Annotated in this window: 16 protein-coding genes and 3 tRNA genes; 11 read left to right on the top strand and 8 right to left on the bottom strand. The window is 59.2% G+C overall.

The window, feature by feature from the left end:
• Positions 1 to 63: 63 nt before the first annotated feature.
• A complete protein-coding gene (locus A7976_RS01320) occupies positions 64 to 1,905 on the bottom strand; it encodes a tetratricopeptide repeat protein (protein ID WP_067106002.1) in 1,842 nt (613 codons plus the stop codon).
• 23 nt (positions 1,906 to 1,928) lie between these two features.
• Positions 1,929 to 3,890, bottom strand: a complete 1,962-nt coding sequence (gene mnmC, locus A7976_RS01315; RefSeq protein WP_067106000.1) for a bifunctional tRNA (5-methylaminomethyl-2-thiouridine)(34)-methyltransferase MnmD/FAD-dependent 5-carboxymethylaminomethyl-2-thiouridine(34) oxidoreductase MnmC — start codon at positions 3,888 to 3,890, stop codon at positions 1,929 to 1,931.
• A gap of 38 nt (positions 3,891 to 3,928) precedes the next feature.
• On the opposite strand from mnmC, the gene A7976_RS01310 reads away from it, so the two are divergent.
• Genes A7976_RS01310 through A7976_RS01295 form a run of 4 tightly spaced genes read left to right on the top strand, consistent with a single transcriptional unit; the run spans position 3,929 to position 7,121 of the window.
• Positions 3,929 to 4,468, top strand: a complete 540-nt coding sequence (locus tag A7976_RS01310) for a bifunctional 2-polyprenyl-6-hydroxyphenol methylase/3-demethylubiquinol 3-O-methyltransferase UbiG (RefSeq protein ID WP_067107248.1) — start codon at positions 3,929 to 3,931, stop codon at positions 4,466 to 4,468.
• A gap of 18 nt (positions 4,469 to 4,486) precedes the next feature.
• Positions 4,487 to 4,954 carry a low affinity iron permease family protein gene (locus A7976_RS01305; protein ID WP_067105998.1) on the top strand — a complete coding sequence of 156 codons (468 nt, stop codon included), beginning with the start codon at positions 4,487 to 4,489 and terminating at the stop codon, positions 4,952 to 4,954.
• A complete protein-coding gene (locus A7976_RS01300; protein WP_082877915.1) occupies positions 4,951 to 6,741 on the top strand; it encodes a PQQ-binding-like beta-propeller repeat protein in 1,791 nt (596 codons plus the stop codon). Before A7976_RS01305 ends, A7976_RS01300 begins: the two co-directional genes overlap by 4 nt.
• Positions 6,738 to 7,121 (top strand): Rap1a/Tai family immunity protein, encoded by a 384-nt coding sequence (locus tag A7976_RS01295; RefSeq protein WP_067105996.1) that lies wholly within the window; start codon positions 6,738 to 6,740, stop codon positions 7,119 to 7,121. Before A7976_RS01300 ends, A7976_RS01295 begins: the two co-directional genes overlap by 4 nt.
• 53 nt (positions 7,122 to 7,174) lie before the next feature.
• Here the strand turns inward: A7976_RS01295 and A7976_RS01290 are convergent.
• From A7976_RS01290 to queF, 6 genes are all read right to left on the bottom strand, one after another.
• Positions 7,175 to 7,250 (bottom strand) — tRNA-Glu (locus A7976_RS01290).
• 37 nt (positions 7,251 to 7,287) lie between these two features.
• Positions 7,288 to 7,363 (bottom strand) — tRNA-Glu (locus A7976_RS01285).
• 14 nt (positions 7,364 to 7,377) lie between these two features.
• Positions 7,378 to 7,453: transfer RNA gene (locus A7976_RS01280), tRNA-Ala, on the bottom strand.
• Between the two features lie 83 nt (positions 7,454 to 7,536).
• Positions 7,537 to 8,082: a PilZ domain-containing protein gene (locus A7976_RS01275; protein ID WP_067105994.1), complete on the bottom strand. Its 546-nt coding sequence runs from the start codon at positions 8,080 to 8,082 to the stop codon at positions 7,537 to 7,539.
• On the bottom strand, positions 8,069 to 9,355 hold the full coding sequence (locus A7976_RS01270; protein WP_067105992.1) for an FGGY-family carbohydrate kinase: 1,287 nt from the start codon (positions 9,353 to 9,355) through the stop codon (positions 8,069 to 8,071). The genes A7976_RS01275 and A7976_RS01270 overlap by 14 nt, the downstream gene beginning before the upstream one ends.
• Entirely contained in the window at positions 9,327 to 9,746 is a 420-nt protein-coding gene (queF, locus tag A7976_RS01265) for a preQ(1) synthase (protein WP_067105990.1), read from the bottom strand. Before queF ends, A7976_RS01270 begins: the two co-directional genes overlap by 29 nt.
• A gap of 103 nt (positions 9,747 to 9,849) precedes the next feature.
• Between queF and smc the strand changes: the two genes are divergently transcribed.
• From smc to msrP, 7 genes are all read left to right on the top strand, one after another.
• Positions 9,850 to 13,356: a chromosome segregation protein SMC gene (gene smc, locus A7976_RS01260; protein WP_067105988.1), complete on the top strand. Its 3,507-nt coding sequence runs from the start codon at positions 9,850 to 9,852 to the stop codon at positions 13,354 to 13,356.
• Between the two features lie 226 nt (positions 13,357 to 13,582).
• Positions 13,583 to 14,950: a cell division protein ZipA C-terminal FtsZ-binding domain-containing protein gene (locus tag A7976_RS01255; protein ID WP_067105985.1), complete on the top strand. Its 1,368-nt coding sequence runs from the start codon at positions 13,583 to 13,585 to the stop codon at positions 14,948 to 14,950.
• Positions 14,951 to 14,953: 3 nt separating this feature from the next.
• On the top strand, positions 14,954 to 17,005 hold the full coding sequence (gene ligA / locus A7976_RS01250; protein WP_067105983.1) for an NAD-dependent DNA ligase LigA: 2,052 nt from the start codon (positions 14,954 to 14,956) through the stop codon (positions 17,003 to 17,005).
• An 82-nt stretch (positions 17,006 to 17,087) separates the two neighbouring features.
• Positions 17,088 to 19,025 (top strand): diguanylate cyclase, encoded by a 1,938-nt coding sequence (locus A7976_RS01245; protein WP_067105981.1) that lies wholly within the window; start codon positions 17,088 to 17,090, stop codon positions 19,023 to 19,025.
• A complete protein-coding gene (gene cysQ, locus A7976_RS01240; RefSeq protein ID WP_067105979.1) occupies positions 19,022 to 19,816 on the top strand; it encodes a 3'(2'),5'-bisphosphate nucleotidase CysQ in 795 nt (264 codons plus the stop codon). Before A7976_RS01245 ends, cysQ begins: the two co-directional genes overlap by 4 nt.
• A gap of 17 nt (positions 19,817 to 19,833) precedes the next feature.
• A complete protein-coding gene (locus A7976_RS01235; protein WP_131800982.1) occupies positions 19,834 to 20,730 on the top strand; it encodes a hypothetical protein in 897 nt (298 codons plus the stop codon).
• Between the two features lie 72 nt (positions 20,731 to 20,802).
• Complete coding sequence (gene msrP / locus A7976_RS01230) at positions 20,803 to 21,765, top strand: protein-methionine-sulfoxide reductase catalytic subunit MsrP (RefSeq protein WP_067105975.1); 963 nt, start codon at positions 20,803 to 20,805, stop codon at positions 21,763 to 21,765.

Raw genomic sequence — 21,765 nt, 5'->3', positions numbered from 1 at the left:
AACTTTAGCATATTCCCCGTTGCATCGCTGAGCGTGCAGGCGCATACGCCGGGGATGCCAACGCTATGGACGCAGCACGCTGAAACTCTGGGGCGGGAGGCCCTGCTCATGCCCTTGCCACATCGTGCGATAGGCTTGTTCGATATCCCGGGCGAACGCCGGAGTATCGAATAGCGGCAGCGCATCGCGGCTTGCAATCAGGCGTTGCCGCAGTGCTGCCAGCCGTGCAGGATCGGCGGCCAGTTCCACTGCCAGCCGTTCATAATTTTCCAACGTATCGGTGATCAGCTCAGGCAGGTCGGCGGCATGCAGCAGGCTGCATGCCACGCGCGACGCAAAGGTCTCGCCGGTACAGGTCAGTACCGGCAGGCCCATCCACAGCGCGTCGCTGGTGGAGGTATGGGCGTTATAGGGTTGCGTGTCGAGAAACAGATCGGCACATCGATGCCGCGCCAGATGGTCCGCTTGGGCGGCGCGCGGTGCGAATGCCAGGCGCTGAGGGTCGATGCCGCGCGCTTGCGCTTCGCGTTGCAGGTTTTCTTTCGCCCAACGATTGCATTCCAGCAACCAGAGTACGCTTCCATCCGTTTTTGATAGTATTTTCATAAAACTATCAAATACCTGCGGCGTAATCTTGAATGTCTGGTTGAAGCAGCAGAAGACGACTCCCGTCTCCGGCAACCCGCATTCGCTACGGCTGGGGGGCGCAGCGGCGTATCGTTTTCTGTCATTGGGCTGGTAACTGTGCGGCATATAAACCAGCTGTTCGCTGTAATGCGCCGCATCGGAAGGCGGAGTGATGTAACGGTCAGTGATCAGGTAATCGGCAAACGGCGCACCGAACGTGCCGGGAAAACCGAGCCAGTTGACCTGCAATGGCGCGGGCCGTAGCGCAAGAATGCCCGTACGGCTGCTTTGCGTATAGCCGGTCAGGTCGACGAGGATATCGATGCGATCGTCGAATATCATTTGCGCGGCTTGTTGCAGTGATAGCAGACGGATGTCGCGGAAGTGGTCGAACGCGCTTTCCCAGCGTTTGCGCTCTGCGGACTTGTCGTTCGGGCCGTAGGAATAGCCGAAAATTTCGAAACCCTGTCGATCATGCAACTCCATCAACTCGGCGGCAAGCGAGGTCAAGGGATGCTGGCGGAAGTCGGCCGAGAGATAGCCGATACGCAGCCGATTATGCGCCGGCCGGGCTTTGAAGGTTTCGAGATGTGTACTATCCGGTACCAGTCCGGCGAAGCGATTAGCCGCCCAGTTTTTGGCACATTGCCGTTGTTCGGCAGCTGTCGTGCCCGGCAGCGACACGAAAGCAAACGGCGAAATCTGCGCCGTGGGCTCCTCGCGCACCAGCCGTCGAATTTCCGTGATCTCGCTCTCCCAGTTTTCCCAATCGCAAATGTGCTGGCGCTGGTGCATCAAGTGCATGCGGGCGTGGTGCAACCGCGGGTTGAGCTGCAACGCGGTGCGATAGCACGCAATGGACTGATCCAGTTTGCCCAGTTCGCGCTGCACGTTGCCGAGGTTGTTGTGGCTGTCCGCATCGTTCGGGTCCAGCCTGAGGGCGACTTGGTAGCTCGCTGCCGCCTGTTCCGGTTTGCCCAGCTCGCGCAGCGCATTGCCGAGGTTGTAGTGCGCCGCCGGCTGCGCAGGGTCGCTTTTTATGGAGGCGCGGAAGTGCGACGCAGCCTCTTCGTAACGTGCCATTGACGAGTAGGCATTGCCGATTTGCAGCAGGATTTGTGGATGGCCAGGCGCGAACTTGAGTGCGGTTTTAAAGCACGCCAGCGCTTCATTGGGCTGCGTCCGCAAATACAGATTGCCCAGTTCGTAGTGCAGGGCGGGGTTTTGCGGATCGCGCCGGATGGCGTGTTGAAGTTCCTGGAGGCGTTGTGTTTGCATGGCGGGGAATTGTAGCGCAGGCGTTACGTGAGCGAGGAATCCCGATGCATGACAGCGGCGCCGACCAGCCGTTTCAAGCCATGCTGCCGTAGCAGGAAGCGATTGGGATCCAGCGCCCGCGCCAGGGCGACATCAACCGGCAAGGGTTCATTTTCCAGCAGGGAGGCAATAATCTCCGCGCACAAGGGTGCCGTCAGCAAGCCCTTGGAACCGTGTGCCGTGTTGACGTAAAGCCCGTTCAGCCAGGGAAGGTGATCGGTGGGAAGGCGACTGCCAACCTCGTAACGCTCCTTCAGTAATGCGGGATCGAGCAGCGGACCCGCCATGGGCAGGTAGTCCGGAGCAACGCAGCGCAGCGCCACACGGCCCTCCAGTTGCACCGCGTCTAACGATGGGCCGCCCAATGCGTCGAACAGAGCCGGTGAAAGCTCCCCCAGCATTGCCAGGTTTTCCTCGTGGTCCGCGACGCGCATCTCCAGGTTGCTATCTTCCGGCGCGAAAGTGGCTCCGGCGCAATGCATGCCGTTTCTGGCTGGGCTGATATAGCCTTCGGTACAGACCACGGCCTTGAGTGCCTGGCTTTCCAGCGTTGCAGGTAGTTGCGTGATTTGTCCACGAACAGGCTCCAGGGGCAGGTGTGCCGTCTGCGCGAAACGGATGCTGTCATTCGCCGTGCAGATAACGACGACCGGTGCTTCGGCAAGCATTTGTTCGCCCTGTAACACCTGCCATTTATCGGCAACCCGGTGCAATTCCAAGGCTACGCTGGACAGCAATCTTGTGATACCCGGCAGCGCGGCCAACTCCCGGCACAAGGCTGGCGGATGCATCCAGCCGCCGTCGGCGAACCATAACCCGCCATGCGGCATTGGCAATCCGGCAAGACGGCTGGCTTCTTCGGTATCGACGGCGCATACCAGCGTTGGCTGCAAGTCGCGCGCCAGCACCTCTTCGCAGCGCTTGGCCTCGCGCGCATTAAAGGCCTGCTGCAGCAGGCCGCAATTATCCCAGTCACGGCCTTTCTCCAGCCAGCGCTCCGCCAGCCGCAGCGTGTACAAGTAACCGTTCTGAGCCACTCGACTCAAGGGAATATCATGGCCGGAAAGGCGAGGGTAGAGCACGCCCTGCGGGTTGCCCGAGGCTTCCTGGGCCAGGTCTGCGTGACGCTCGATCAAGGTGACTTGCCAGCCTCGAAGCGCCAGGCTGTATGCGCTGGAAGTCCCGGCGATGCCCCCGCCGATGATGATGGCGTGCCGTTGCAAGGGTTGTCTGGATGCGTTTCCGTGCGGATATTCCCCGCGCAGCATGGCCCACTTGTTGCCGAATCCGGCGATTTTTTCCATGCGGAATCCGACGGCCTCCAGGCCGCGCCGGACGGCGCCGACGCTGGTGAATGTGGAAATCGTGCAGCCCGGAGCTGACAGGCGGGCTATTTCTCGCAGCAGTTCCTGTTGCCACATTTCCGGATTCTTGGCCGGGGCGAATCCATCGAGAAACCAGGCGTTCACACTGGCGCGAAGTTGCGGCAGGGTTTCCCGTGCGTCGCCGATGAGCAAGGTCAGCGTGATGCGACCATCGTCGAAGCTCAATTGCTGCCAACCCGGTACGATGCGGCGGTATTGCTCCAGTAACGCGGTACTCAGCGAGGCCAGTTCAGGCCAGAGCGCCAATGCTCGCTCAAGATCCGCGTGCGACAAGGGAAATTTCTCGGTGCTGACGAAATGCAAGCGTGCATTCGGCGGCGCGGTTTCCATCCATAATTGCCACGCGCAGAGGAAGTTGAGGCCGGTGCCGAAGCCGGTTTCGGCGATAGTGAATACCTTGTCCGCGAGGCTATGCCAGCGCTCACGCAAACGGTTCTGCTCCAGAAACACGTAACGCGTTTCTGCGATGCCCGATTCGCGCGAGAAGTAGACGTCACCATAATGGGCGGACCAAGGTTGCCCGTCGCGCCATTCCAGTTCGGTGTAATGAGGATTTGTCATTGTTTTTACGCCATGGTTCGGGCATATTTTCGCATGAGATGCATGCTCTTCACGAACCTCCTTCCTCCTGGCTTATCCGTCACGCTCCGTTGATACGTCGCGGCGGCATTGTGCTCGATCTCGCTTGCGGATCGGGCCGCAACGCGCGCTGGCTGGCGGAGCAGGGATGGCAGGTCGAAGCCGTGGATCGCAATGAGGCTGCCGTGGCCGGGCTGCAGCAGATTTCCGGCCTGCATGCATTTCAGGCCGATGTGGAAAACGGCCGCTGGCCATTTGCCGGCCGTACATTCGATGGCGTCGTCGTTTGCCGCTACCTGCATCGCCCATTGCTGCCATTGCTTGTCGAATGCCTGGCGACCAATGGCGTGCTCATTTATGAAACCTTCATGCTGGGACAGGAAGAGTTCGGGCGCCCGCAAAATCCGGACTTCCTGCTTAACGCTAACGAATTGCTGGATGTATATGCCGGCAGGCTGGCGATCAACGCTTTCGAGCAAGGCGTTGTCGAAATACCCAAGCCCATGGTTATTCAGCGCATATGCGCGATACGAGGCAAGCCCGGCAGATTGATGCCATGATATTTCAAGGAGCGAGCGATGCAACATCGTGCTAGAAAAGCAAAGCGAAAAAATGGTGCCTCATGGTTTTCCCGCTTCGCCAAATGGTCGGCGCGCCAAACTGCCCGGCCACTGAGTTTTGCTCTGGCTTCGGCAGGGATCGTGATTTGGATGCTGACCGGCTTCATATTCAATTTCAGCGATACCTGGCAGCTTATCATCAATACCGCTACAACCATCGTCACGTTCCTGATGGTATTCGTGATCCAGAACACGCAGAATCGCGATACCGAAGCGATCCAGATCAAGCTCGACGAATTGATACGCTCGACGCAGGGTGCGCATAATGCACTGCTGGATCTGGAAGAGCTGGATGAGGATATGCTGGACAAATTCCGCGCCGAGTATGAAAAGCTCGCGTTGCATTCAAGACGCGCGATCAAAAATGGCGGTGTCGATGTAGATACTCCCGAAATCAAAAACCAAGGTACCGAACTCCATCCATGAAGAAAACCTGTCTTACCCTGTTGTCGATCTGTTTCCTCGTTCTGCAGGGCTGCGCGCAGCAACCGGGCACCAATGCGGCGCAAGCCGCGAATGAGTGGCCGAGCTACGGACGCGATCTTAGCAACCAGCGTTTTTCCCCGCTCGCACAGATCAATCGGGATAACGTAATGCAGCTCGCGCCGGCCTGGACGTATCGCAGCGGCATAAAAGCGACTTTTCAGGCCACGCCCATTGTGACCGGCGGGGTGATGTATCTCGCGTTGCCGTTCAATCATGTCGTCGCGCTGGATGCCAGAACGGGCAAGGAATTGTGGCGCTACGAACACAAGCGCCGCGCGGGCTGGAAGATGTGCTGCGGCCCGGGCAACCGCGGGGTTGCGGTGAGCGGCGGCAAGGTCTACATCGGCACCGTCGATGCACGCGTGGTGGCGCTGGATGCCAAAACCGGCAAAGTGATCTGGGATATCGATGCAGTCAGCGAAAACGTGCGCACCGAAGGCGTTGATGCCTTGCATGCGGACGATCCGTTCAGTCGCGAGAAGGTTTCCGGCGGCACCGGCATCGGCATCGCGATGGCGCCGGTTGTATACGGCGGCAAGGTCATTATCGGCATTACCGGTGTTGGCTACGGCCTGCATATCGACTCGCCGCGCGAGGACGCGCCCTTGGGTGCTGTGATCGGTGTCGCAGGCCGTTATGGCCGCCCCGGCTTTCTGGCAGCGTTCGATGCTGAAACGGGCAAGCGTGTATGGCAATTCGACACGATTCCTTCCGAAGGATGGGAAGGCAAATTCAGCCCGACCACGCCGGACGGCGTACCGCTGAATCGTAATATCGCGAAGGAAAAAGCGACATTCGCTCAGTATTCGGAATCCTGGCGTTATGGTGGCGGTTCTGCTTGGACCACGCCTGCAATCGACAGCAAGCTCGGGCTACTATATTTCGGCACCGGCAATCCTTCGCCACAAATGGACGATGTTTCGCGCCCCGGTGACAACCTTTACACGGTGTCGCTGGTTGCGCTGGAAATCGCGACCGGCAAGCTGCGCTGGCATTACCAGCAGGTGCCGCATGACGTATGGGGCTACGATCTCGCCAGCCCGCCAGTGCTTTTCGACCTGAAACGCGACGGGAAGAAGATTCCCGCCGTCGGCCATGCCAGCAAGACCGGCTGGTTCTATGTGCATGACCGGGCGACGGGCGAATTGCTGCTGAAATCCGAACCTTTCGTGCCGCAATCCAACCTGTTTATTCACGCTACACACGAAGGCACGCGCGTTCATCCTGGCGTATTCGGTGGGGTCAACTGGTCGCCAAGCGCGGTGGACGAACCCGCGCAACAGGCTTTTGTCGCCGCGATGCATATGCCGGTGCGTTACACCTTGCACGAAACCCCGGCTATCGATGGCAGGCCGGCGATCCGCTATACCGTTTCCGAACCCATGGACGAGCCGACATGGGGGCTGCTGTCTTCCATCGACCTCCAGACCGGCAGGATACGCTGGCAGCATAAGACGCCCGAGCCCTTGGTGGGCGGCGTGCTGGCGACTTCCGGCAGCCTGCTGTTTACGGGCGAGGGCAATGGCAGTTTCGATGCTTTCGATAGCGCCAGCGGCAAGTTGCTGTGGAAATACCAGGCTGAGGCCGGCGTAAATGCACCCCCGATTACTTATGCGCTCGATGGAGAACAATACGTGGCCGTCGTCGCGGGCGGAAACCAGATATGGGGCTACAAGCAAGGTGATTTCGTGCTGGTTTTCAAACTGAACAAGAAGGTAGCGCAATGAAGCAAGTGCTGAAGTGTTGTACATTGATTATCCTGCTGTGGTCGGCATTGCCGGCGAGTGCCGCCATGACCGGTCAGGAGCTGCTTAACCGGTGTACGGCGTCCGAAAAATCAGTGGATGGCACGGAAAAGCTGACCGGCGAGGAAATGCTCGACGCGATGTGGTGCATGGGCTATATGTCGGGCTTGCTCGACGGGTTCAGCGTAGGTGATTACAAGGTCGGCGACGCCAAGGTGATGTGTGCTCCGGAAGAAGGGCTGACACGTACGCAGGCAATGAAGATCGTCAATAACTGGTTGCGCGAGCATCCCGATGCATTACCGAAAAGCGGACGACGCGGCGCGTTGCTGGCGCTGGCGAGCGCCTATCCATGCAAGTGAGAAGCCGGCAGGAATGAAAAAGGCCGATTCGCAAGAATCGGCCTTTTATGTTTTGGCGTCCCCACGGGGATTCGAACCCCGGTACTTACCGTGAAAGGGTAATGTCCTAGGCCTCTAGACGATGGGGACTGCGAGGCAGTTACTACATTTATTTCGGTCGGTGGATTGGCGTCCCCACGGGGATTCGAACCCCGGTACTTACCGTGAAAGGGTAATGTCCTAGGCCTCTAGACGATGGGGACCCGACCTGATCTTTTGGTGGAGGTAAGCGGGATCGAACCGCTGACCTCTTGCATGCCATGCAAGCGCTCTCCCAGCTGAGCTATACCCCCGAAAAAGAAGCGGCATCTTAATGGCGGACCGAAACCTTGTCAACGATTTTTGCGCTCGGGACCCTAAGAAAATTTAGTTGACTCTATTCCTGATGACGTGCCTGCAGGCCGCGCCGGTGATAGCGGAATAGCGTACGTGTCATCCATTCCTCGAACTCCGGATCTTCGTCCATCAATGCCGCAACACAGCGGCCGCCTGCGGAAGAAATGATTCGTGCGTGTAACTGCAAGGGCTCCGGCAAGCGCGGGCTGAGATAGAGCGAAATCAGGACGTGATCGCCGCTGGCAGGCAAAGACTGGTCGCTCAGCCATCCTACGTTGCGTGCGCCCAGGCTGACGGGTTGGGGTGCGGGCATCTCAATGTTACGCATCGTCACGTGCGCCAGCATGGTCAGGGCGATATCCAGTTTGTTTTCCAGCCGTTCCAGAGCTTTGGCCAGATGTGTGTCGGCTTCATGGTCGCGATCCATGGGGGCGGCTTCAAGTGTCGCCAATCCTCGCAGGAGCGAAATATTCGAATAACGCCAGGCCGTCAGCATGGAAACCGATGGCGCAGGTTCTTTCCGCCAACTCAGCGGAAGGCTGGCCTGATAAGTGATTCCGGGCGATTCCGGGCTATCGTTTGTCATGGGTTGAGTATAACAATTTCTCGCCTGACTTCGCCAAGCGTGCCGCGCCATAGGCAGCTTCGGTATGAGTTGCAGCGCATACCGGTACGCCAAGCTGCTGCCTGCGTATTGTCGTCCAGGGAGCATTGCCGGCGCCGCCGCCTGCCGTGAATACTTCATGCAATGCCGAAGCGCCGAGCTGTTCAAGCAGGCGGTAGCCTTGGGCTTCGATACGAGCAAGACTTTCCAGCAGGCCTTGCAGATAGAGCGCGTCGTCATCCGGCCGCGGTGTCAGGCGTGGAACCAGGGCCGGATCGTTGACGGGAAAGCGTTCTCCCGGTGCGGGCAAGGGGTAGTAATCCAGTCCGGTTGGCTGTTCGGGATGCATGTTCTTGCTCAACTCCTGCAATCGCTCTCGACCGAATAGCTGCTTCAACACCTGCCCACCGCAATTCGAGGCACCTCCGGCCAGCCACAGGTCGCCGCAGCGATGGCTGTATATGCCATGCTCAGCGGATTCGACACGCGTGCGGCTCAACAGTTTCAACACAATGGTCGAGCCTAGGGAAGACACGGCCTGGCCGGGGTCGGAGGCTCCGCTGGCGAGAAAAGCGGCAATGCTATCTGTCGTACCGGCGCGGACGACGCAATCGGGAGGCAAGTCGTAAGTTTGAGCGGCGGATTGGTTGATCGCACCGATAACGGCTCCCGGTTCCAGTACTTGCGGCAATAGCCGTGCGTACTCGGCTTGATTCATCCAGGCGGGATAGGCCAGCATGCCGGCGTCATAGCCCAGTTTCAGGCTGTTGTGGTAATCGCTGATGCCGGGTATGCCATGCAACTGGAAGGCGAGCCAATCGGCCTGGTGCATGAAGAAATGCGCGTTTCCACCTTCAGGTCTGTCGAGGAGCCATAGCAGCTTGGCGAGGCTCGATGTGGCACTGGCCGCGATGCTGCTGGAAGAAATTCGCGCGGCTTGGCGATGTGCGCGATGATCGTTATAGAGAATGGCGGGGAGCAAAGGCTGCCCGTACTCGTCGCAAAGCAGGGAGGTACCGGAGGTGCCGCAAAAGGCGATGGCGCGGATACGGCAACGCAGTCCGGCGGGGATCGCCGCAAGCAGCTGCCGCAAGGCCGCAAGCCATTCCTGCCAGATATTGTCATGGAAGGCGACGCCGGTCTGAAAGGCTTCCGCCCCGGCATCGTCGATCAGGCTGGCTCGCGCACCGCTGGTGCCGAAATCCAGCCCGAGATACAAATGGGAATTAGCCGCGGGTGTTGGACTGGTGTTCAAACTGGGTCAGTTCGACGCGCGGCGCGGGTTGCCAGCCGGGTTTGCGGTGTTCCGCCACCACGTTGGTGAAGATGCCGCCGCGCACATAGAACTTCGCAGTCAGGCGCATGAAACGCGGCTGGGTTGCAGCGACGAGGTCGTCCAGGATGCTGTTGGTGACGGCTTCGTGAAACGCGCCTTCGTTGCGGAAGGACCACATGTAGAGCTTCAGGCTCTTCAGCTCCACGCACTTCTGGTCGGGGATGTAATCCAGATACAGCGTTGCGAAATCGGGCTGGCCGGTCTTGGGGCACAGGCAGGTGAATTCAGGGATTTCCATATGGATGTGGAAATCGCGTTCCGGCTGCGGATTATCGAACGTTTCCAGAGTTTTGCTGGGTTGACTAGACATGGTGAGTTCCGTATAAATCAAACGACAATTATACAAGGGTATGCAGACGCCGGCATTCGGACGCGCTGCATGTTTTCAGTCTGGATAAAGAAGCGCCGCCCAATTGCGCCTGACCCATCTCAAGCTCGCCGGATTCAAATCCTTTGTCGACCCGACCACGCTGCATATCCACGGCCAGCGCGTGGGCGTGGTGGGCCCCAACGGCTGTGGCAAATCCAATGTGATGGAATCCATCCGCTGGGTGTTGGGCGAATCCAGCGCGAAGGAAATGCGCGGCGAGTCGATGTCGGACGTGATCTTCAACGGCTCCGGCAACCGCAAGCCGGTGTCGCGCGCCAGTGTTGAACTCCTCTTCGACAACAGCCTAGGCGGGGCCGGCGGCGAATGGTCGCAATACGCCGAAATCTCCGTCAAGCGCGTGCTGCATCGCGATAGCGGTTCGACCTACTACATCAACAATACGCCCGTCAGGCGGCGCGACGTTGCCGACCTTTTTCTCGGCACCGGCCTTGGCGGTCGCGCTTATGCCATCATCGGCCAGAACACCATTTCGCGCATCGTCGAAGCCAAACCCGAAGAGCTGCGCGTATTCCTGGAAGAAGCCGCCGGCATATCCAAATACAAGGAACGTCGCCGCGAGACCGAGTTGCGGCTACGCGATACGCGCGAAAATCTGACGAGGGTGGAAGACGTCAGGCGCGAGATGGACAAGCAGATCGCGCGGCTGGAATCGCAGGCGCTGGTAGCACAGGAGTATCACCAGTTGCGTCAATCGCAGGCGCGGGCACAGGGCCAGTTCTGGTTGCTGAAGAAACGCGATGCCGCGCAGGCGTGGGAGCGTTCGCGGCGCCAGGTGGAGCGTCTGGCGGTCGATCTCGAAGCCCAGACGGCGCAGCTGCGCAAGATTGAAAACGAGCTCGAGCAACTGCGGCTGGAACACCATGGCGGCGGCGAGGCGGTGCAGGTCGCGCAAGGTTGTTATTACGAAGCCAACGCACAGGTGTCTGCGCTGGAGCAGCAACTGCGCCATGTGCAGGAAAACCGCGAACGGCTGATCAATCAGCTCAGCCAGATCACCGCCGAACAGGAGAAAGCAACATCCCAACGCCAGGACCACACAGGCCAGCTTGCCGCTTTGCGTGAGCAACAGCAGCAGGCGGCACGCGACGCCGAGCGTGCGCAGCAGCTATTGCAAACCGCGCGTGCGGCCTTGCCGGCCGCGGAACAGGACGGGCGCGATGCGCAGGCCGCATTCAGCCAGATTCAGACCGCGATTCTCCAGGCCGAACAGAAAATCCAGCTTGAACGCACGCATCTTGAACATGCCCGTAAGTCATTGGGCGAGCTTAACCAGCGTTTGCAGCGGCTGATCGAGGACGAAAAACGGCTGGTATTGCCCGATCCCGCCATACTCGCCGGTAAGGAGGCCGAATGCGGCATTCTCCAGACGCAACTGGCCGAGTTGGAGGCCGTGCTGGCGCAGTCTGGCGCCGACGAGCAGCGGCAAGCGGATCAACTCAAGACATTGCAACAGGAAAGCCACCGGCAAGCGCACCGGATTGCGCAGGCCGAGGCACAACTCGCCGCGTTGCAAAAGCTTCAACAGGCGCTGGGGCATGAAGGCAAGCTGGATAGCTGGCTGTCCAGGCTGGGCATCGACAGCAAAAAACGGTTATGGCAATTCCTGGAGGTCGAGCCCGGCTGCGAAACCGCGCTTGAGGGCTTGTTGGGGAGCCGCCTGAATGCGATGCCTGGTGCCATAAATGGTAACGAGAGGCCACCGGCTGCGGTAGTGCTGTTCCACGAAGGCGAGTCGATATCCAGTGCTCGCGAGCACCCGGCCGGTTGGCGGTCCTTGAGCGATTGCGTCGGCGTTGCGGATGCGCAGGTTAAGGGTGTATTGGACGACTGGCTGTCGCATGCCTGGCTCGCTCCCGATAACGAGGATGTGGCGAGCGCGCGTGCGCAACTTAATCCCGGCGAATGGCTGGTCACGCGCCAGGGCGATGTCTATACCCGGCATAGCGCTGCGCTTTATGCCCCCCAATCAGGCTTGCATGGCGTGCTGGAGCGGCAGCGCGAGCTGGGGCAGATCGCGGCGGAATTGCCCGCGCTGAAAGAAACCCAGCAGCAACAGGAAGGCGCGGTACAGACTGCCGAACGACAGTTACATGAATTGCGCGGGCAGATTTCCGGATCGCAGCATGCGCAACGCCAGAAAACATCGGCCCTGCATGCGCTGCGCATGGAGATGCAGCGGCTGGAGCAACAGCGGCAACACGCGCGGGATCGCCAGCAGCAACTGGTCTCGGAACGCGAACGCCTGGTGCAGCAGCAGTCCGAGCTCGAAACGCAATTCGCCGGGCGTGAAAAAGCCATCGAGGATTTGCAGTCGGGGTTGGGCGATTTCCGTCAGGAGCGCGACCGGGCAGGGCGGGTGCGCCAGGATGCCGAAGCGGCTTTGAAAGAGGCGCGTGACCGTTTGATGGAAGCGGAGCGGCTGGCGCAGCAGCAGACCTTCTCTGAGAAATTGATATTGAATAATATCAATGATATGGAAGATAAATTTAAATCTTTGGATGAGATTTTATCTTCACTTTCGATACGTCGTGCCGAGGCAGAATCGCAGCTGGCGCAGTCTTCGTCCGATGCCTTGAAAGTGGCTTTGGAACAAGCGCTGGAAATCCGGCGGCAAGGTGAACAGGGGCTGGCAGAAGCCCGCAATGCCCTTTCCGGTATCGAACAGCGTTTGCAGGAAATGGAACGCAGCCGCCTGCAAACCGAGCAGCAGCTGCATCCGATGCGCGACAAGCTGGAGCAAAGCCGTCTGCAGGAGCAGCAGGCACGCCTGCATTTCGAAAGCTGCGCGGAGCAACTGGCGGCGACGCAGTTCGATGCAGCGGCTCTCGAAGATGGGCTGGCAAAAAATGCAAAGGCCGAGGAACTGGATCGCGAGGTCAAGCGTCTTGATGAGTTGATCCTCGCCTTGGGCGCGGTGAATCTGGCCGCGATTCAGGAGCTGGAGAGCGAACGCGAGCGCAAGGCTTACCTCGATAGCCAGGCGCTGGATCTGGAGCAGGCCATCACCATGCTGGAAGAGGCGATTCACCGCATCGACCGCGAAACGCGCAGCCGCCTGCAGCAGACCTACGACGAAGCCAATCGCCATTTCGGCGAACTGTTCATGACGTTGTTCGGCGGCGGGCAGGCGCAACTGCAATTATTGGGCGATGAAATCCTCGATACCGGCATTCAGGTATTCGCGCAGCCGCCGGGCAAGAAGAACAGCAGCATCCATTTGCTTTCCGGCGGCGAGAAGGCGCTGACGGCAATGGCGCTGGTGTTCGCGCTATTTCGTCTCAATCCGGCGCCGTTCTGCCTGATGGACGAAGTGGATGCGCCGCTTGATGACAGCAATACCGAGCGCTTCTGCAATCTGGTACGCAAAATGTCGGAACGCACGCAGTTCATGTTCGTCAGCCACAACAAGATCACGATGGAAATGGCGCAGCAGCTGATAGGCGTTACCATGCAGGAATCCGGTGTTTCGCGTATTGTCGAGGTGGATATTGAGGCCGCGATGCGCATGCAAACAGAGCTGCCGGTGTAATAAGAACCTATTTCAGTAGTATTCATCCCGCGCGCCGGCCCTGTGGGTTGAGTCCGGGTCCGGCGTCTGCGGCGTTGCGCCGCTTGCCAAGGGAATAGCCCTTGGCTGCGCGCCGCGCCTTGCATCCATCCGCGCCCCGACTCAACGCGGGGGATGAATACTACTGAAATAGGCTCTAAGTTGTCTATAATCTGAAAATTGATGAAGAAAACGGGAACTCGATAGCATGTCGGACTTGCAATTGTCTCTGCTCGCGCTCGGCGCGGTAATCATCGCCGCCGTCATCCTCTTCAACTGGTGGCAGGAGCGGCGTTTCATGCAGGAGAACCTCCGCCGTTTCGAAGAGCCTTCGGACGACATCCTCATGGACGACTTCCAGATCGATCCGGAGCGCGTGGTCGCGTTCGAGACGGATAGCATTCGCGTCGAGGATCGCTACAGCGAAGCGCTGATTCCCGAAGACGTTCTGCTTGAAGATTTGCACCCGCAGAAAATACCCGCCAGGGAAAAGCCCGAGCCTGCTGCCACGCAGGAGGCTCCCGCAGCAAAGCCCTCCGTCCGCGAGAGTTATACTGAAGTGTTTCCGGAAGAGCCGGCGCTGGAGGCTACTCCTTTTATCGAAGAGCCGCTCCAGGCCGCCGCACCCGAGGAAGAGCCGGTTCAAACGGTGGCCGAAGAGATTGCCGCCGAGGAATATCCGGTTCTTGAAGAGCAGCTTGCTGCTGAAGAATATCCTGCCGAAGCGCCAGCGGAGCCCATGGTCAGTACCATGCCGGCCGAAGTGGACGAGCAGATCGACTTGATTGGCAAAGCGGCGTTGCCGTCCGCGCTGGACATGGACGCATTCATCATGGCTATCCGCCAGATGCCGAAATTCGACAAGCCAGTGCAATGGTTTCTTCAGGATGACGCCGGCTTCTGGCGTGCCCTGTCACTGGAGCTTCCGTCCGGCCGATATCCGCAACTGGTTGCCGCGTTGCAATTGGCCGACCGGGCCGGACCGGTCTCGCAGGGAGCGCTGATGGCTTTCCAGGAGCAGGTGCAGAACCTCGCCTCCATGCTGGGCGCCAAGCTTGACTGGCATGGCGCGCACGATCCTCTGCAATATTCTGTCGAGCTAGACCAGTTTTGCATCGATGTCGACGTGATGGTCGGTTTCCATATCCTGCAAGGTGCCAGTGGGCCTTTCGCCGGTACCAAGCTGCGCGGTTTGGCCGAATCGGCCGGGTTGAAGCTGCATGAGGATGGCGCATTCCATTATGAAGATGCCGAGGGTAAAACCCTGTTTACGCTGGTCAGCCAGGATCAGCGTCCATTCAAGCCCGAAACTCTGCGCACGGTGTTCTATCGCGGCGTCAGTTTCCAGCTGGATGTACCCAAGGTGGAAAGCAGCTCGGATGCATTCAATCGCATGGTGACATTTGCGCGCCAGCTGGAGGCCGCGCTGGATGGAGTTCTGGTGGACGACAATCAGCGCGCATTGGGCGATATCGAAATCGAAAAAATCCGCCAGCAACTCAAGATGATACATACCAGGATGGTGGCGCGTTTCATTCTGCCTGGTACACCTTCCGCACTCCGACTTTTCTCCTGACGCATGACAGTTTCCGAGCAAACAGCGCAGCGTGTACGCCAGCTGCGCGAAGAAATTCTTCATCACGATTATCAGTATTACGTTCTCGATACGCCGGAAATCCCGGATAGCGAATACGACCGGCTGTTCCGCGAACTGCAAACGCTGGAAGCGCAGCATCCGGAACTGCTGACACCCGAGTCGCCGACGCAGCGCGTGGGCGGCATGCCGGTTTCCGTACTTGCGCCGGTGCGGCATCGAATGCCCATGCTGTCCATCGAGACGGAAACCGACATCACCCCCAATGGCGCATGGGCTTTCGATGCGCGTACGCGCAAAAAACTGGGGCTGGACGCCAGCGACCCGCCCATCGAATATGCCGCGGAACTGAAATTCGACGGCCTCGCGATCAGTCTGCGCTATGAAAATGGCCTGCTGGTGCAGGCTGCCACGCGCGGTGATGGCGAAGTGGGCGAGGACGTGACGCAGAACATCCGCACCATACGCCAGATTCCTTTGCGCCTGAAAGGCAGTACCCCCGAGGTGCTGGAGGTGCGCGGCGAGGTTTACATGAGCCGTCCCGATTTCGAGCGCTACAACGCACGCCAGCGCGAGCTTGGCAAGGCAACGCTGGTCAATCCGCGCAACGGTGCGGCGGGCAGCATCCGCCAGCTCGATTCACGTCTGGCGGCGCAGCGGCCACTGTCTTTCTTTGTATACGGGTTGGGTGAAACGAAAGGCTGGAATGTGCCGGCCACGCATGGCAAGTTGCTCGATGCGTTGAAAGAGTTCGGTTTTCCGGTTTGTGCAGAGCGCACAGTCGGACTCGGAGCAGACTCTTTGATCGCGTTTCACCAAGCTGTTTCCGCTAAACGAGACAGCCTGCCTTACGACATCGACGGCGTGGTTTACAAGGTCAATAGCCTCGATTTGCAGCGCGAGCTGGGCTTTCGCACGCGCGAGCCGCACTGGGCCGTGGCGCACAAATTTCCGGCGCAGGAGGAAATGACCGTCGTCGAGAACATCGAAGTACAGGTTGGCCGCACCGGCGCGATTACCCCGGTGGCGCGCCTGAAACCGGTATTCGTCGGCGGTGTCACGGTGACCAATGCAACCCTGCACAACCAGGACGAAATCGACCGCAAGGATGTGCGCATCGGCGACACCGTGATCGTGCGCCGCGCGGGCGATGTGATCCCCGAAGTGGTGTCGGTGATATTGAATCGCCGCCCTGAGAGTTCCAGGCCTTACTCTCTGCTCGAAGCGATCCATCATGTTTGTCCGGTGTGCGGTTCGCACGCGGTACGCCTGCCGGAAGAAGCGGCAGTACGTTGCACCGGCGAGCTGGTATGCCCGGCCCAGCGCAAGCAGGCTATTCTCCATTTCGCCTCGCGCCGGGCGATGGATATCGAAGGCCTGGGTGAAAAACTGGTCGATCAGCTGGTCGATGGCAATATCGTGCATACCCTGGCCGATCTCTACCGTCTCGACGTACCCAGGTTGTCGGCGCTGGAGCGCATGGCGGAAAAGTCGGCGCAGAACATCGTGAAAGCGCTCGAAAAGAGCAAGCGGCCGACGCTGGCGCGTTTTGTCTATGCGTTAGGCATCCGCAATGTCGGCGAAGCCACTGCCAAGGATCTCGCGCGCTATTTCGGCGCGCTGGGTAACATCGCGGCTGCCGATGCCGCGGCCTTGCAAGAGGTGCCGGACGTCGGGCCGGTGGTAGCGGAGTCCATTGCGCAGTTTTTCTCGGAATCCCACAACCGCGAGATCATCGCGCAACTGCGCGATCCGGAAATCGGCGGTATTGAGATACAGGAAGGGCAGGGCAGCCGTTCGGCGAGCGCCGGGCGGCTGAGCGGCCAGATCTTTGTGCTGACGGGCACCTTGCCAACACTGAAGCGCGAAGAAGCGAAGGAAATGATCGAGGCTGCCGGCGGCAAGGTGAGCGGCAGCGTTTCCAGTAAAACCGACTATGTCGTCGCGGGCGAAGAGGCTGGCAGCAAGCTCGCGAAAGCGCAGGAACTGGGTGTTGCCGTCATCGACGAAACGGCCTTGCTGCAGCTGTTGGAATAAGCTCGCTACGGCATGCCGTGCCGATCGTATTATGCATAATGGGTTGTTGCGGCAACAGGGCGAATAGCTCACACTGGCGGCAATGACGTATAACGAAAAATACATCGAACTGAAAGCCAGCGGGAGCCTGCCATCCCCCAAGGGGACGGCGATGAAGCTCATCGAGCTTTGCCAGCAAAGCAATGTTGCACTGCCCGAAATCATCCATGCGATGCAAGCGGACCCCGGACTGGTCGGGCGTGTCCTGAAAATGGCGAATTCACCCGTGTACGGCCGGCTCCGTCCGGTTGTTTCGCTCTCGCCGGATGTGCTGATGACCATCGGCATTCAGTCCTTGCGGCAGGTCGTGCTGGCGTTTTCGCTGGTTTCGGCACACCGCAGCGGGCAGGCCCAGGGATTCGATTACCAGGGGTTCTGGTCGCGCTCCATCGCTATCGGCGTTGCCTCGGAGCTACTCGGCGCCGAAGTGCGGGTTGCTCCGCCCATCGAGATGTTTACCTGCGGACTCCTGTCGCAGATAGGCAAGCTTGCTCTGGCCGCCATTCATCGCGAGGAATACGGCAAGGTGCTTGCCGAAGCCGGTGGCGATCCGGATCGCGTGTTGACGCTGGAAGAGGAGCGATTCGGTCTCAACCATGCCGAGATATCGGCGGCCATGATGGCGGATTGGGGCATACCAAAATTTTTCAATGAGGCGGTTCTATATCAGGAACTGCCGGGCATGGCCGGTTTTTCGGATACCAGCCGGCGCGTGCGCCTCATCTGGTGTTTCCATCTGGCATGGCGGCTGGCAGACTTGTGTTTCGCGGGCGACAAGGACCGATCCGCTGTCATGGACAAGCTTTTTCCGATTGCGAGAAAGCTGGATCTCGATGCCGAGATGCTGATCAGCCTGGTCAATCAGATGATCATTGAATGGAAAGAGTGGAGCGCCTTGCTGGAAATCCAGGTGCCTGACGTGGCGGCCTTTCCCGATGCGCAACAGGATGCGCAATTCCGGAGCGATATGGACAACATGGTGGTGACAAGCGAATTCAAGGTGAATCTCGAATCCGAAGCGCATGCTCCAATGGATATCCTGATTGTCGATAACGATCCGGTTGCAGTGGAATTGCTGAAAACGATATTGGTCACGGCCGGGCATCAGGTGCACACGGCGTCTGGCGGTCGCGATGCCTTGCGCATGGTGCTGGAACATCAGCCGCAGATCATGATCACGGACTGGATGATGCCCGGTTTCGACGGGCTGCAACTGGTGCGTACGCTGCGCGAAACCGAAATCGGCCGTTATCTTTACATCATGGTGCTGACCGCCTTGAGTGACAAGGAAAAAATGGTCGAAGCCCTGAATGCCGGGGCAGACGATTATCTCGTCAAACCCATCGACCGTGCCGAGTTGCTGGCGCACCTCAAGGCTGGTATGCGTATCGTGTCCGTACAGCGCGAGGTCATCAAGGAATGCGACCTGTTGCGCCGCAATGCCTTGCAACTCACTATTGCCAATCAGCGTGCCGAGGAGGCAGCGCTGACCGACGCACTGACCGGCCTCTACAACCGGCGTTACGCAATGGACAGGCTGGCGCGCGAATGGGTGGCTTCCGAACGCAATCGCCGGCCGCTCAGCATCCTTCTGGTGGACATCGACCATTTCAAGAGAGTCAACGACAACTACGGCCATAACATTGGCGATATCGCCCTGAAACGTCTTGCCGAAATGCTGAGTGAGCATTCCCGGCGCCCCGATATCGCCTGCCGCATCGGCGGCGAAGAATTTATCATCCTGGTCCCCGAAACCGCGCTTCCCGGTGCGATACGCCAGGCCGAGCGGCTGCGCGAGGCTTTCGAGGGGAAGCCGATCAATGTCGAAGGCATCGATTTGCCCCTGACGGTGAGTGTGGGCGTAGCGCAAAAATGCGCAGGCATGGCCTCGCCGGAAGAACTGCTCAAGATCGCCGATGAGGCGCTTTATCAAGCCAAACGAGAAGGACGCAATCGCGTCATCGCCGCACCCGCCCAATGAACAAGCACGATTTGATGGAGCCGATTGCGGCCATCGCCCTCGAGGCAGGACGCGCAATCATGGAAGTTTACGACGGCGAAATTGCCGTCAGCCGCAAGGATGACGATTCGCCGCTGACGCAGGCCGATCTCGCCGCGCATCACATTATCGAGCAAGGCCTGTCGCAACTGACGCCTGGGCTGCCTATCCTTTCCGAAGAGTCCGAGGCCTTGCCATATGCCGAGCGCAAGGCCTGGGATACCTACTGGTTGGTCGATCCGCTGGATGGCACGCGCGAATTCATCAAGCGCAACGGCGAATTCACGGTCAATATTGCACTCATTGAAAATCACGAACCGGTGTTGGGCGTGGTTTTTGCGCCGGCCCTCAATCTGCTGTTCTACGCCGCCAAAGGCGAGGGCGCCTTCCGCAAGCTCGGCAGCAAGCCGCCGCAGCCTATCCGGGCACGCGCTTTTGATGCAACGCAGGTGACGGTGGCCGGCAGTCGCTCGCATGCCGGAGAGCGATTGATCCGGTTTCTGTCCAACATGGGCCCCCATATGCTGATCAGCATGGGGAGTTCGCTCAAGATATGCCTGGTGGCGGAAGGCCGTGCGGATGTCTACCCGCGCCTGGGCCCGACTTCGGAATGGGATACCGCTGCCGCTCAGTGCGTGCTGGAAGAGGCGGGCGGCCGCCTGGTGGGCACCGATAATCGGCCGTTTCGCTACAACACCAAGGATTCGCTGCTCAATCCCGACTTTTTTGCCACAGGAGCCTCCAGCCACGACTGGTCGCAATATCTCAGATGAAATTCAAGCATTGTTTATTGATCGTTCTTGCCATTGCTGCCAACTCCGCATTAGCCGATGGCGTGGATGGCTGCAGCCGCGCACTGGAAGCCGGCGATGCCGGAAAAGCCGTCGTGCAGGCCCGTGAGGCAGTTCGTGCTGCGCCCAACAAGCGCGATGCCTATCTTTGCCTGGGCCGTGCGGCAGGCGAGCTTAACCAGCATGAGGAAGCGCTGACGGCCTTGCAGGCTGCGGAGAAACTTTCCACGCAGCCGGTGGAGCGCATCGTTGCGCTGACGTTGATTGGCAATCAATACCGCGAAGCAAAAAATACCTCACAAGCCATTGTGTATTATCGCAACAGCCTGGAGATTGCCCGAGCCGAGAAAAATCCAGGTTTCGAATTGATCAATCTCAACCAGATCGGATCCGCGCTGGAAGAAAGCGGCGATGCCGCCGGCGCATTGGAGCAGTATCAGCTGGGGCTCAAGCTGGCCGCCAACGACAATGAACGCGCTGACAGCCATGGCCGCATTGCCGCTGCCAACAGCCTGCTGGGACAGCACGACAAGGCCATCGAGCATCAGCTCAAGGCAATGCTGTTCGAAGAAAGGGCCGGCGACTTCAATCATTATGCCCATGCCAATATCGAGCTCGGCCGCGTTTGCCTGGTCGCGCAGCGGTATGCCGATGCTGAAAAATGGCTGGGGAAATTTCTGGGAACCATCACCGAGGCCGGCGACTCCTATTGGCAGGCAAAAGCCCGCTACATGCTGGCGCGCGTAAAGTCGGCCAAGGGTGCCGGCAATGAGGCGAAGGAGCAGTTTACGCTGGCCAGAAACATGGCGAGCAAGCTGGGTGCAGAGCAGTTGCTGAAGGAAATCATTGCGGCTGAATCGGTTCCGAGCACTACGCAGCAGGGCGGTCCGCCCTAGCAAAACGGGTGGCAAATATCTTGTAAGGTTCTGCGGTCTCATGCGACTCATGCGCATGGAAGGAGACCCGTCATGAAACATGTACCCATCATTCCCGCCTCGGAGATCACCCCTCGCGAAATCTACCAAGGGCGGCGCGAGTTCATCAAGGTTGCCGGGCTGGGCGCTATTGCAGGCGCGGCAATGCTTAGCGGCATGTCGTTCGACGCAGCGGCGGCGCAGTCCCCGCGCAGGAAAATCGGAAAATTCGTCAAGACGCCTTACGGCAGCGACGAAAAGCTGACGCCGTACGAGGACATCACTACCTATAACAATTTTTACGAATTCGGCACGAACAAATCCGACCCCTCCCAATATGCCGGGTCGTTGGTGACGCGCCCGTGGACGGTAAACATCGAGGGCGAGGTGAAGCGCCCCAAAAGCATTGCCATTGATGACATCTTCAAGCTTGCGCCGCTGGAAGAGCGGATTTACCGCATGCGCTGCGTCGAAGGCTGGTCGATGGTGATTCCATGGGTCGGGTTTCCGCTGGCCGATCTGATCAAGTGGGCCGAGCCGACCGGCAATGCCAAATACATCGAATTTATCACGCTGGACAACCAGCAGATGATGCCAGGGCAGCGATCAGGCGTGCTGGACTGGCCTTACAACGAGGGCTTGCGCCTGGACGAGGCAATGCATCCGCTGACGATATTGGCCGTCGGGCTATACGGCGAGGTGCTGCCTAACCAGAACGGCGCGCCGCTACGCCTGGTGGTGCCATGGAAATACGGCTTCAAGGGCATCAAGTCCATCGTCAAAATTCGCTTTACCGAAAAAATGCCGGTCAGCAGCTGGATGAAGGCTGGGCCGAGCGAATACGGTTTCTATTCCAATGTGAATCCGAATGTCGATCATCCGCGCTGGTCGCAGGCGACCGAACGGCGTATCGGCGAAGGGCTGTTCGCACGCCGCCGCAAGACGCTGATGTTTAACGGCTACGCCGAGCAGGTCGGCCAGATGTACGCCGGCATGGATCTTAAAAAGTACTTTTGA

Source organism: Methylobacillus sp. MM3 (assembly GCF_001645185.1).
GTDB lineage: Bacteria > Pseudomonadota > Gammaproteobacteria > Burkholderiales > Methylophilaceae > MM2.
Note: the sequence above shows the minus strand (reverse complement) of the source record. Positions and strands in the feature narration are given on the sequence as shown.

Excerpts from the sequence above, each read along its gene's own strand:
- msrP (WP_067105975.1), top strand. The coding sequence starts at position 20,803 with ATGAAACATGTACCCATCATTCCCGCCTCGGAGATCACCCCTCGCGAA.
- A7976_RS01310 (WP_067107248.1), top strand. The coding sequence starts at position 3,929 with ATGCATGCTCTTCACGAACCTCCTTCCTCCTGGCTTATCCGTCACGCT.
- A7976_RS01275 (WP_067105994.1), bottom strand. The coding sequence starts at position 8,082 with ATGACAAACGATAGCCCGGAATCGCCCGGAATCACTTATCAGGCCAGC.
- A7976_RS01305 (WP_067105998.1), top strand. The coding sequence starts at position 4,487 with ATGCAACATCGTGCTAGAAAAGCAAAGCGAAAAAATGGTGCCTCATGG.
- A7976_RS01320 (WP_067106002.1), bottom strand. The coding sequence starts at position 1,905 with ATGCAAACACAACGCCTCCAGGAACTTCAACACGCCATCCGGCGCGAT.
- ligA (WP_067105983.1), top strand. The coding sequence starts at position 14,954 with ATGACAGTTTCCGAGCAAACAGCGCAGCGTGTACGCCAGCTGCGCGAA.
- A7976_RS01295 (WP_067105996.1), top strand. The coding sequence starts at position 6,738 with ATGAAGCAAGTGCTGAAGTGTTGTACATTGATTATCCTGCTGTGGTCG.
- queF (WP_067105990.1), bottom strand. The coding sequence starts at position 9,746 with ATGTCTAGTCAACCCAGCAAAACTCTGGAAACGTTCGATAATCCGCAG.
- A7976_RS01245 (WP_067105981.1), top strand. The coding sequence starts at position 17,088 with ATGACGTATAACGAAAAATACATCGAACTGAAAGCCAGCGGGAGCCTG.
- cysQ (WP_067105979.1), top strand. The coding sequence starts at position 19,022 with ATGAACAAGCACGATTTGATGGAGCCGATTGCGGCCATCGCCCTCGAG.
- A7976_RS01300 (WP_082877915.1), top strand. The coding sequence starts at position 4,951 with ATGAAGAAAACCTGTCTTACCCTGTTGTCGATCTGTTTCCTCGTTCTG.
- mnmC (WP_067106000.1), bottom strand. The coding sequence starts at position 3,890 with ATGACAAATCCTCATTACACCGAACTGGAATGGCGCGACGGGCAACCT.
- A7976_RS01255 (WP_067105985.1), top strand. The coding sequence starts at position 13,583 with ATGTCGGACTTGCAATTGTCTCTGCTCGCGCTCGGCGCGGTAATCATC.